The organism is Stenotrophomonas sp. HMSC10F07, assembly GCF_001807895.1.
In the GTDB taxonomy this organism is placed as follows: Bacteria; Pseudomonadota; Gammaproteobacteria; order Xanthomonadales; family Xanthomonadaceae; genus Stenotrophomonas; species Stenotrophomonas sepilia.
The window spans coordinates 57,402-67,943 of sequence record NZ_KV791362.1; the positions used below are offsets into that span (position 1 = coordinate 57,402).

Consider the following 10,542-nt stretch of genomic DNA (forward strand, 5'->3'; position numbering starts at 1 on the left):
ACGACTGCCCCGGGAGGGCAAGCCATGACGCACGCCATGTCGCGCCTGGGCGCGATGATGTTTCTGCAGTTCTTCATCTGGGGGGCGTGGTTCGTCACCCTGGGTACCTACCTGGTACAGGGCCCGCTGCAGGCCAGCGCAAGCCAGGTGGCAACGGCGTTCCTCAGCCAGTCCATCGGCGCCATCGTGGCGCCGTTCCTGGTCGGCCTGATCGCAGACCGCTACTTCGCGGCGCAGCGCATCCTGGCGGTACTGCACCTGGCCGGCGCGGTGCTGATGTGGCTGGCGTCCACCGCCACCAGCTTCAGCATGTTCTCCGCCTGCGTGATGGGCTACATGCTGCTGTTCATGCCGACGCTGGCACTGGCCAACAGCGTCGCCATGCGGCACATGCAATCGCCGGAGAAGCAGTTCCCGCTGGTACGCGTGGCCGGCAGCATCGGCTGGATCATCGCCGGGGTGCTGATCGGCTGGCTGGGCTGGGAACAGGCGCACCGGCTTGAACTGACCTTCCGCATGGCCGCATTGGCATCGCTGGTGCTGGGCCTGTATGCGTTCACCCTGCCGCACACGCCGCCGCTGGCGCAGCAGCGCGATGCCGGGCTGGGACAGATCCTGGGGCTGGATTCATTGCGGTTGCTTAAGTCGCGCGCCTACCTGGTGTTCTTCCTGGCTTCCATCGCCATCTGCATCCCGCTGTCGTTCTACTACAACTTCACCAATCCGTATCTCAACGACCTCGGTGTGCACGGCGCCGCCGGATTGCAGTCGCTGGGCCAGGTCTCCGAAGTGCTGCTGATGCTGGCCATGCCGTTCCTGTTCGTGCGGCTGGGGGTGAAGACCATGCTGGCGGTCGGCATGGCGGCCTGGGTCGTGCGCTACGCGCTGTTCGCCTTCGGCGATGCGGGCAGTGGCTTCTCCCTGCTTGTGATCGGCATCGTACTGCATGGCATCTGCTACGACTTCTTCTTCGTCACCGGCCAGATCTACACTGATGCCCACGCCGGCCCCGCCGCGCGCAGCAGCGCGCAGGGCTTCATCACCCTGGCCACCTATGGCGTGGGCATGCTGATCGGCACCTCCCTGTCCGGCGCGGTGGTGGAGCACTTCACCACTGCAGCGGGCCCGGACTGGCAGCAGATCTGGTTGTTCCCGGCCGGCGTCGCACTGGTGGTGCTGATCGCCTTCCTGCTGCTGTTCCGCGACCGCCCGGTAGCGGCGGCCGCGTCGTCCACACCCTGAGGAGACCGGCCGATGCCCCCGCTTGGAATCGCCATCGTTGGTACCGGCATGATCGGCGCGGTGCATCGCCGCGCGGCACTGCTGGCTGGCGCCGAGGTGCGCGGCGTGGCCGCCTCGTCGCCGCAGCGCGCGCGCGAGGTGGCGCACGCGTGGAATGTCCCGCGCGCCTATCGCGATATCGAGGACCTCGTCGCTGATCCCCAGGTACAGGTCGTGCACATCTGCACGCCCAACCACCTGCACCGCGCGATGGCGCAGGCCGCACTGGACGCCGGCAAGCACGTGATCTGCGAGAAACCGTTGGCGACGACGCTGGACGATGCGCAGGCGCTGGCGGCGCTGGCCGCCTCGACCGGACTGGTCGCCACCGTCCCCTTCGTCTACCGCTACCACCCGGTGGTCCGCGAGGTACGTGCACGCATCACGCAGGGCGATCTGGGGCCACTGCACCTGATCCATGGCAGCTACCTGCAGGACTGGCTGCTGGACCCGGCCAGCAACAACTGGCGGGTTGACCCGGCACTGGGTGGTACATCGCGCGTGTTCGCTGACATCGGGTCGCACTGGTGCGACCTGGTTGAATGGGTCAGCGGTGAGTGCTTCGCCGAAGTGAACGCGGCGTTTGCCACAGTGATCGCCGAGCGCAGCGCAACCACCTCCCAGAGTTTCAGCACGCCGGCGACAGACGGCGCAAAGCAAGCGGTCGAGAGCGAGGACGTGGCCACAGCGATGTTCAGGACCGGCGCGGGCACGCTGGCGTCATTGACGGTCAGCCAGGTCTCGGCCGGACGCCACAACCGGCTCTGGTTCGAGATCGACGGCGCCAACGCCAGCGTGGCGTTCAACCAGGAGGATGCCGAGCGGCTGTGGATCGGCCTGCCCGAGCAGCGCGAGGAAATCTTCGTGCGCGGCCCGGGCGCCGGCAGTGCCGAACAACGCCGGTTGTCGCCGCTGCCAGCGGGGCACGCGCAGGGCTACGGGCAGTGCTTCGAAGCGTTCGTGGCCGACACTTATCGCGCCATTGAAGGCGAGCGGCCGCAGGGTCTTCCCACCTTCGAAGACGGCCTGCGCTCGGCGCGGATCGTCGATCGTGTCATTGCATCGGCCAGGTCACGCACCTGGACCACCATCGGTTGAATCCCGGGAGGATCTGTTGATGAACATCCCTGTCCGTAGAACTGCAACCCTCGTCCTGCTGCTGCTCGCAGTCCTGCCCGCCTTCGCAGGAAACACAGCCGGTGCGCAGAAGCCCATCGCCGTGCAGATGTACACGCTGCGCAACGCCGGCCCGCTTGACCAACAGCTGAAGATCGTCCACGACGCGGGCGTGCGTGCGGTGGAGACCGTCGGTACGCAGAATGCAAGCGCTGCGGAGCTGAAACAGTTGCTGGACCGTTACTCGATCAAAGCGGTTTCGTCGCACGTTCAGTTGGCCGAGCTGCGCGACAACCTGGATGCCGTGGTGGCCTTCAACCGCTCGATTGGCAACAGCACGCTGGTGGTGCCCTATCTGGACCAGAAGGACCGTCCGCGCGATGCCGCCGGCTGGACCGCATTGGGCCGGGAGCTGGGCCGGATTGCCAGGCAGGTGCGCGGCAAGGGGATGCAGCTGGCCTATCACAACCACGACTTCGAGCTGGTCGACTTCAATGGCAGGACCGGACTGGAGCTGCTGTTCGACGCCGCCGGCCCCGAGCTGCAGACCGAACTGGACCTGGCCTGGGTCGCGCGCGCGGGCCTGGACCCGGCCGTGATGCTTGGCAAGTTCCGCGGCCACATATTTGCGGTACACGCCAAGGACAATGCGCCCAAGGGCCAGGCCGAAGACGAAGGTGGATTCGCTGCGGTCGGCCAGGGCGTGCTGGACTGGGACGCGATCCTGCCGGCCGCCGCCACCGCTGGCGTGCAGTGGTACATCGTCGAACACGACCAGCCACGCGACCCGGCCAAGGTCATCCAGGCCGGCGCGGACTACCTGCGTGAACACCTGACCACCAACCTGCCCACCCGTGCCCACCGCTGACGCATCAAGGAGCCCCACATGAAAATGATCCTGGCAGTGGCCGTGGCCCTGGGCGGCATGAACGTTGCGACGGCAGCGTGGGCCAAGGACGACCCGGCCGCCGGTGCGAAACTCTACGCCCAGCACTGCACCGCCTGCCACGGTGCTGAACGCACCGGTGTACCGCCGACGTTCCCGGCGCTCACCGATGTCGGCAAGCGGCTGCAGCCCGCCCAGGTCAAGGACAGGATCAGGAAGGGCGGCGGTCTGATGCCCCCCTTCCCGCAGCTGTCACAGCAGGAGATCGATGACATCGCCAGCTACCTGGCGAAGTAGCGGGTGGGCGCTACAGCTCGCGCACCCAGATGTTGCGGTAGCTGACCTTGGAGTCATGTTCCTGCAGATACAGCGGCGCGCACCCATGCGGTGCGTACGAAGGCGCACCGATGTATTCGGTCCTGCCCGCCAGCACGGTGTCGTCCTGTACCAGCACGCCGTTGTGCAGCACGGTGATCCGTGCGGGCGACGTCAGGCCGCCGCCCGGCGAGAAGCGCGGGGCCTTCCAGATGATGTCGTAGACCTGCCACTGGCCCGGTGCGCGCGAGGCGTTCACCCGTGGCATGGCCTGCTTGTAGATGGAACCCGCCTGGCCATTGGCATAGGTCGGGTTGTGGTAACTGTCGAGCACCTGGAGTTCATACAGTTCCTGCAGGAAGATCCCGCTGTTGCCCCGGTTCTGGCCGTCGAAGCCCTTCGTTTCGGTGGGCGTTCGCCACTCGACATGCAGCTGGACATCGCAGAAGCGTTGCCGGGTGCGGATGCCCTTGCTGCCCGGAACGACAGTCATGGCGCCATCGGCCACCTCCCAGGGCACGCTGCCACCCTGCTCCGCCTCCCACGCGGAGACATCCTTGCCATCGAACAGCACGATCGCATCGGACGGTGCCTTGCCAGGTGGCGTTGCCACGGTCGCGGGCACAGGACTCCACACTTCGGTCTTCTTCGGGTCACGCACAGCGTCGGCATTATCCTGTGCGAACGCAGATGCAGCGGCCAGCAGGCCGGCGGTGATCAACGCAGGGCGGATCATCAGGTTGGTGTCCATCAGCTGGTCCCCCAGGCAGGTGTGCCGGGGACATAGGCGAGGTCACCGTCGTAGCGCCCCGGCACGGCGACGTACTGCAGCACCCCGGTCGCACCGACCTTGGAGGTGAAGAAGCCGAAGATGGCCAGCTGCTTGATCATCGTGAAGTAATGCGGCATGGCTTCGCCCTCTTCGGGCGTTCCGGTCTCGGTCACGTCTGCATTGCGCGCCTTGGCTTCGGCATCCAGTGTACGCAGCAACCCGGTGCGCGCCTCCGGCGTGAGCGACACGAAGCGGCCACCGGCGCGCTTGTCGATGTCCGCCAGCCCGGCGCGGAACACCGCCTGCTGCCTGGCGGTGTAGCAGTCGCTGACGAACGTCGCCATGAACGCACCGGCGCCCGCGTCCTTCGCCCCGGGTGTCCGGGTCCGCGGCAGGATGGTTTCGGCAATCTCGTCCAGCGTGCCGATTTCGGCATCGGAGAACGCGGCCATCATCCCGGCCGCTGGTGCTTTACCATGCACCAGCGCTGGCAGGCCAACCATCGCCGCACCGGTGGCGGCGACGATCATCTTCAGCAGTTCGCGGCGATCCATCACAGGTTCCCCGCTTTCAGTTCGCGTACCGCGTGGTCGGCCGCGCGCGCGGTCAGCGCCATGTAGGTCAGCGACGGATTCACGCAGGCGCTGGAGGTCATGCAGGCACCGTCGGTGACGTACACATTGGGCGCATCCCACACCTGGTTGTGCGCGTTCAACACCGAGCTCTTCCGGTCACGTCCCATACGCGCAGTCCCCATCTCATGGATGCCCTTGCCCGGGGCGTAGTCGTTGTCGTGCATCTTCACGTCCTTGACGCCGGCCGCCTCCAGCATCTCGGCGGCGTCAGCGGCCATGTCCTTGCGCATCGCCAGTTCGTTGGCGCGCATGGACACATCCATCGCCAGCACCGGCAGCCCCCACTTGTCCTTACGGTCGCGGTCCAGGTGGATCGTGTTGTCGTGGTGCGGCAGCATCTCACCGAACCCGGTCATGCCGATGCGCCAGTCACCCGGCACGGTCAGCGCCTCCTTCAGGTCGGCACCGATGTTCAGCTCGGCGATCTCGCGCGACCAGCCGGTGCGGCTGGCACCGCCCTGGTAGCCGAATCCGCGCAGGTAGCCACGCTTGTCGGCGGCGACATTGCGGAACCGCGGAATGTAGAAGCCGCACGGACGGCGGCCGAAGTAGTACTTGTCTTCGTAGCCCTCGACCCGGCCCGAGGCGCCCGCACCAAAATGATGGTCCATCACGTTGTGCCCCAGCTCGCCCGACGAAGAACCCAGCCCCCCCTCCCAGACATCGGTGGCCGAGTTCATCAGCAGCCAGGTCGAGTTGAAGGACGATGCGTTGAGGAAGATGACCTTGGCCGTGTACTGATAGGTCTGCCCGGTCTCGGCGTCGATCACCTCCACGCCACGCGCGCGCTTGCGATCCTTGTCGTAGAGCACTTCCTTGACGATCGAGAACGGCCGCAGGGTCAGGTTGCCGGTCTTCATCGCCGCCGGCAGCGTCGCCGACTGGGTGGAGAAGTAGGCACCAAAGGGACAGCCCAGAATGCACTTGTTGCGATACTGGCAGTTCACGCGCCCCTGCTCGGGCATCGGCTGGGTGATGTTGGCAGTGCGCGAGTGGATCATGTGCCGCGTGCCACCAAAGGCCTTCTTGATCCGTGCGGCCACGTCCTTCTCGACGATGTTCAACGGAACCGGCGGCAGGAACTCACCATCCGGCAGCACGTCCAGTCCCTCGCGCGTGCCGGCGATGCCCGCAAACTTTTCCACATGGTCGTACCACGGCGCGATGTCGGCGTAGCGTATCGGCCAGTCGGTGGCGATGCCGTCCTTGAGATTCGCCTCGAAGTCCAGGTCGGAGAAGCGATAGCTCTGCCGGCCCCATAACAATGAGCGGCCACCGACGTGGTAGCCACGGAACCAGTCGAAACGCTTGGTTTCGATGTAGGGTGAGTCCTGCTCGTTGGCCCACATTCCTTCCAGGTTCTCGGCGAGGCCGTAGTCGCGCATCAGCACCGGAAAAGCGGCCTTCATCGCCTGCGTCGGACGGTTGCGATGCGGGAAGTCCCACGCTTCCTTCATCGCATTGACGTAGTCCTTGACGTGCTCGATGTTGCGTCCTCGTTCCAGCATCAGGACCTTCAGGCCCTTCTCGGTCAGCTCTTTTGCCGCCCAACCGCCACTGATTCCCGAGCCAACAACGATGGCGTCGTAGTGATTATCTGCCATGGGTCTCTCACCTGGGTGGATATCGTTTCAGACGTCGCAGAGGCGGATCGCCTCGCGCAATGAGGCAACGGGATCGGGCGCGGCAGGCATGAACTCCTGCGCCAGATACCCCTTGAAACCGGTGTCGCGGATCGCGCGACAGATGGCCGGATAGTGGAGCTCCTGCTGATCTCCTATCTCGTTCCGGCCCGGCACGCCTGCGGTGTGGTAATGCTTGAAGCAGGCGTGATGCTTGCCGATGGTGGCGATGATGTCGCCCTCCATGATCTGCATGTGATAGATGTCGTAGAGCAGGCCGAAGTTGTCCGAGCCGAGCCGCTTGCACAGCTCCACGCCCCAGGCGGAGTGATCGCACAGGTAGTCGTGGTGATCGACCCTGGAGTTCAGCAGTTCCATCACCAGCACCACGCCGCGCTTCTCGGCATGCCCGAGGATGCGCTTGAGTCCTGCCTCGGCATTGGCCATTCCGTCATGGGGATCCATGCCGTTGCGGTTGCCCGAGAAGCAGATGAGGTTGCGGTAGCCGGCATCTGCGACCAGGTCGATGTGCCGCGTGTAGCGCTCCACCAGCGGGTCGTGGAACTCGCGGCCGGCGAAACCCTTGGTCAGGCCCAGCTCCGCGCCGTTGCACATCGAGCTGTAGACGCCGTGGGCTTTCAGCGTGGGCCAGTCTTCCGGGCCGACCAGGTCGATGGCGGCGAAGCCGATGTCCTTCACCGTCGTGCAGAGCTGGGCGACCGACTGCTGCGGGAAGGTCCAGCGGGCCACGGCCTGCTTCAGGTTTCCTTTGAGGGGGGCATCGGCGGCGAATGCAGGCAACGCCCCCGCGGTACCCAGGGCTACGCCTCCAGCAACCGCAAGGCGTAGCGCGTCGCGTCGCGTGATGCCCATCGCCGGGGCCGGTCTGATCGAATGGATGGACATCCACCTGCCGGCCTCCCAACCGACATCGAACACTGAGGATTCACTGCAATGCAATCGATTGCACCATAGGGGAGGAATTTGTGTGTTTGCAAGTCGCAGTGCACGAAAATCAATGCTGCGAGGCACAATGCCAACGACATCGCGCAGAAAGAAAAGCCCCGCATTGGCGGGGCTTTCTTTTCTAACCAGATCAGTCGCCTGAGATGAAATCTACTGGCTTTTTTCTCAAGCGAGCGAGCAAAGTCAGTAGAACTTCGATGCCCCGAGCCAAGGCATTGGCCCTATTCTCAGAGGCATTGAATGATCACCGGGCGTTCGTAGCCTCACGAACCATATCAGCCAGTTCCTGGATGTCTTCGTTCTGCATCCGGGTGCACCCCACCGCCAGGGCCCAGCCCTGCCTCGGAGCCGGCGGATTGCAGAACTGTATAGCTCGCGACGTCGAGCGACATTAGTCAACCAAGCCAAGGCTTCGCGAATCACGTACGCATCAGCTTTTTCCGACGACCGACTCAGAAGCCGTCACATTCACCGCCTGCATTGGCTAGCCGGACAGCTTCACGCAGGGATCGCTGGATGTCCGCCACTGAGCTGCAAATATTCTCGGGCGCCACGTCGAACTTTGCAGCGCCGGCCCGACGTTTGAAAGCAGCAAGTTCGGACATGCATTGCCCTGCCAGCTTTTTGGCATCCAGCTTCGACGCGGCCTGAACCGTTGAATTGCCATGCGCGGCGAGGTAGCACTTGTAGTCCTCGGAAAGCGCTCCATCCATACGAAATCGCGACAGCTCAACCAAGTGCCGAGGAGCGGCAGCACTCCTGCTGCCCCCTATCAAGGCGAGACCAAGCTCAGCACCGTCTGCTCCTACACAAGCATATGGCGTCTGAGAGCACAGTGACTTGCTCTCGGAACTTTTGTGCACCATCAGCGAGGCAAGAATAGAGTGTTCGGCCATCTCAATGTCCGCCGCGAGTCTCTCTGCAAGCGGCCGCGCGGACACGGAAGACCCAAGCAGAACGCAAAGGATGAGGCACGAAATTTGCGCAGTGGTATTCATCGGCTCACCAGAAACGTGGGGGAAGACGGACCAAAAGGCGTTTGCACAGCTGTGTGACCTTATCAGGGATCTGCCAAATGTATTGGTTCCTTGAGCGGGCTCCAAGGCTCGGCCATTGGGCTTGCTTTGGTGAAGAACAGCGCAATTGGGCATAGTCCCGCGGTGACCGTGTCCGCAGGATCTGCGACAGTCCCGCGCCAGTTCGCCAGGCTTATGGCCGTCCTTCGCACGCCGTCATCAAGACCCGCCGAGACCCTGCACAGATCCATAGTCGAAACGGGCCGATGCTGATGATTGCCTCCCCGGCCAGCGATGGACTCGAGCAGACTTCTTCCCGTACTGCTCTGCGTTCTCAAATCTGATTAGCTCAGATGTTTCGTCCCTCATCCATCAACATCTCGCCGTAGGTAGAAGGCTGGGTCACGACCGGATGCTGCCAAACGAAAAAAGCCCCCACTCATAAAGATGGGGACCTCTATCAACACTAAAAGTGTCCAGTAGGAATCAGAACGGTTGTGACTACCAAGCGTGTAAACAAATCCTCGCTGGTCAGGCAAGACAGGCGTTCTGTTCGATTGAGCCTGTTCGAACGTAAACATCTGCACTCGTCAGGTGCACCCGTCAGTCAAGAGCATCGACACGGACCGGCAGGCGCGCGCCCCAAGGACATCTCCGCCTTCAAGCCATTCCTTTACTTCATCCAGGCCCAAGAACTTCGCCATCCTCGTCATCCAAACCAAGGCAACGCCTGCCTTGGGACGAATCAAGAATAATGTACTCGCGCAAAAGCTTGAGAAATTCATCGAAGACAACGCTGCCAGCCACGCACGGCTGGGAGAGCAACCTCATCAAGGCGCAGAGCTCGTGACGTCGAGCGAAAGTAATCGATCAAACCAAGGCTTCGCGATTAGCAAACGCGTCAGCTATTCGTCTTCGTCACCTGCAGCCTCAACGCTATCGTTGATGAACTGAAGGGCCCTGCGATGTTCTTCGAGGACTGTGTCATGGGCGGGCATACCAAGACAAGCAATCTTGGAGAAGGCATGAATGACCTCCTTAGCTTCCTCATATCGTTTCAGCCGAAGCAGGCTGTCCACGAGTCCAGACGCGACCAACACATCGCGAGGACGAAGCTTCTCAAGCGCACGAAGCGCCCAGAGGGACAACTCCGCGTCATCGCTCCGAAAACCAATCCCAACAAGAAACAACCACGCGACCTCACAAGCGGGATCGCGCTTTACAAGATCCAAAAGGTGGTGACGCGCGGCATTGTCGTCACCCGCCTCAAGCATACTGGTAATTTCATCAATATCCATCAAGGTCGCTCTGCTTCATTAACTTCTGGCACCGATAGGGAACGCACCCAAGCATACAGCGTGCCAAGTTCCCACCCCAGAGACCCGGCTGGTTGAAATCATCTTTAGCGCGAGTGCAGGTAGTCTTACAGCCCTGGATATAGCTTTGGCGGTCAGCAACGAAGTCGTCGCCATCTCCGTCGGCACACGCAGATTTGATCAATGCAACAGCCATCTGCGACGCTGGACTATTCGGATTCAGAATACCTTGGCCCAACTCCCAGCATCTCCCCTGCCTTAAGGGCATTCCGAAGGCTATCGCTGTTGATCATTGGGCCAAAGTCCCAGTTGCCGTTCGGATTGCGGAGGTCGCCTCCATTGTACGCCCCAACAGCACCCGGGGCGCCCGTGACCACGGGGGGCGGGGGCAGCAAAGGAATTGCCTGCATCCCATCGGGATCAACTGATGCGAGCGGGTTGCCCTTCACGTAAGAACCGAGGCAGAAGCCGACAACGCTTGAAAGGCAGATCCGCCATCCGGGACGTGCCCATCGCACAGCAACTCATTGACGCTGACTTCCTGGACTTCGTGGAAGACATTCGACAATGCGGCCATCCTCGGCTTTTCCCTCACCTCTCGGCGGGTGTCAACCGCA

General features: G+C 62.9%; 10 protein-coding genes and 1 pseudogene. 5 read left to right on the top strand and 6 right to left on the bottom strand.

Features of this window, described 5'->3' with window-relative positions; translation table 11 throughout:
• The first annotated feature begins 24 nt into the window (after positions 1 to 24).
• Genes HMPREF3114_RS07935 through HMPREF3114_RS07950 form a run of 4 tightly spaced genes read left to right on the top strand, consistent with a single transcriptional unit; the run spans position 25 to position 3,580 of the window.
• Positions 25 to 1,242 carry a nucleoside permease gene (locus tag HMPREF3114_RS07935; protein WP_053497604.1) on the top strand — a complete coding sequence of 406 codons (1,218 nt, stop codon included), beginning with the start codon at positions 25 to 27 and terminating at the stop codon, positions 1,240 to 1,242.
• Between the two features lie 12 nt (positions 1,243 to 1,254).
• A complete protein-coding gene (locus tag HMPREF3114_RS07940; protein WP_053497602.1) occupies positions 1,255 to 2,379 on the top strand; it encodes a Gfo/Idh/MocA family protein in 1,125 nt (374 codons plus the stop codon).
• Between the two features lie 19 nt (positions 2,380 to 2,398).
• Positions 2,399 to 3,265, top strand: coding sequence for a sugar phosphate isomerase/epimerase family protein (locus HMPREF3114_RS07945; protein WP_053497601.1), 867 nt, complete (start codon positions 2,399 to 2,401; stop codon positions 3,263 to 3,265).
• Positions 3,266 to 3,283: 18 nt separating this feature from the next.
• Complete coding sequence (locus tag HMPREF3114_RS07950) at positions 3,284 to 3,580, top strand: c-type cytochrome (protein ID WP_005415640.1); 297 nt, start codon at positions 3,284 to 3,286, stop codon at positions 3,578 to 3,580.
• 10 nt (positions 3,581 to 3,590) lie between these two features.
• On the opposite strand, the gene HMPREF3114_RS07955 is transcribed toward HMPREF3114_RS07950, so the two are convergent.
• From HMPREF3114_RS07955 to HMPREF3114_RS07975, 6 genes are all read right to left on the bottom strand, one after another.
• Positions 3,591 to 4,349, bottom strand: coding sequence for a 3-keto-disaccharide hydrolase (locus tag HMPREF3114_RS07955; protein WP_053497599.1), 759 nt, complete (start codon positions 4,347 to 4,349; stop codon positions 3,591 to 3,593).
• Positions 4,349 to 4,924, bottom strand: a complete 576-nt coding sequence (locus HMPREF3114_RS07960) for a gluconate 2-dehydrogenase subunit 3 family protein (protein WP_005415638.1) — start codon at positions 4,922 to 4,924, stop codon at positions 4,349 to 4,351. The genes HMPREF3114_RS07955 and HMPREF3114_RS07960 overlap by 1 nt, the downstream gene beginning before the upstream one ends.
• Positions 4,924 to 6,609 carry a GMC oxidoreductase gene (locus HMPREF3114_RS07965; protein WP_053497597.1) on the bottom strand — a complete coding sequence of 562 codons (1,686 nt, stop codon included), beginning with the start codon at positions 6,607 to 6,609 and terminating at the stop codon, positions 4,924 to 4,926. Before HMPREF3114_RS07965 ends, HMPREF3114_RS07960 begins: the two co-directional genes overlap by 1 nt.
• Before the next feature lie 27 nt (positions 6,610 to 6,636).
• Positions 6,637 to 7,533, bottom strand: a complete 897-nt coding sequence (locus tag HMPREF3114_RS07970; protein WP_053497596.1) for a hydroxypyruvate isomerase family protein — start codon at positions 7,531 to 7,533, stop codon at positions 6,637 to 6,639.
• 512 nt (positions 7,534 to 8,045) lie between these two features.
• Entirely contained in the window at positions 8,046 to 8,591 is a 546-nt protein-coding gene (locus tag HMPREF3114_RS21190; protein WP_176746373.1) for an Imm57 family immunity protein, read from the bottom strand.
• A 923-nt stretch (positions 8,592 to 9,514) separates the two neighbouring features.
• Positions 9,515 to 9,907 (bottom strand): tetratricopeptide repeat protein, encoded by a 393-nt coding sequence (locus HMPREF3114_RS07975; RefSeq protein ID WP_053497594.1) that lies wholly within the window; start codon positions 9,905 to 9,907, stop codon positions 9,515 to 9,517.
• Between the two features lie 469 nt (positions 9,908 to 10,376).
• On the opposite strand from HMPREF3114_RS07975, the pseudogene HMPREF3114_RS21440 reads away from it, so the two are divergent.
• Positions 10,377 to 10,542: pseudogene (locus HMPREF3114_RS21440) on the top strand (integrase); the annotation flags it as partial.

What these genes read in the sequence shown, in the direction of transcription:
- HMPREF3114_RS07935 (WP_053497604.1), top strand. Translation starts at nt 25, where the DNA reads ATGACGCACGCCATGTCGCGCCTGGGCGCGATGATGTTTCTGCAGTTC.
- HMPREF3114_RS07940 (WP_053497602.1), top strand. Translation starts at nt 1,255, where the DNA reads ATGCCCCCGCTTGGAATCGCCATCGTTGGTACCGGCATGATCGGCGCG.
- HMPREF3114_RS07945 (WP_053497601.1), top strand. Translation starts at nt 2,399, where the DNA reads ATGAACATCCCTGTCCGTAGAACTGCAACCCTCGTCCTGCTGCTGCTC.
- HMPREF3114_RS07950 (WP_005415640.1), top strand. Translation starts at nt 3,284, where the DNA reads ATGAAAATGATCCTGGCAGTGGCCGTGGCCCTGGGCGGCATGAACGTT.
- HMPREF3114_RS07955 (WP_053497599.1), bottom strand. Translation starts at nt 4,349, where the DNA reads ATGGACACCAACCTGATGATCCGCCCTGCGTTGATCACCGCCGGCCTG.
- HMPREF3114_RS07960 (WP_005415638.1), bottom strand. Translation starts at nt 4,924, where the DNA reads ATGGATCGCCGCGAACTGCTGAAGATGATCGTCGCCGCCACCGGTGCG.
- HMPREF3114_RS07965 (WP_053497597.1), bottom strand. Translation starts at nt 6,609, where the DNA reads ATGGCAGATAATCACTACGACGCCATCGTTGTTGGCTCGGGAATCAGT.
- HMPREF3114_RS07970 (WP_053497596.1), bottom strand. Translation starts at nt 7,533, where the DNA reads ATGTCCATCCATTCGATCAGACCGGCCCCGGCGATGGGCATCACGCGA.
- HMPREF3114_RS21190 (WP_176746373.1), bottom strand. Translation starts at nt 8,591, where the DNA reads ATGAATACCACTGCGCAAATTTCGTGCCTCATCCTTTGCGTTCTGCTT.
- HMPREF3114_RS07975 (WP_053497594.1), bottom strand. Translation starts at nt 9,907, where the DNA reads ATGGATATTGATGAAATTACCAGTATGCTTGAGGCGGGTGACGACAAT.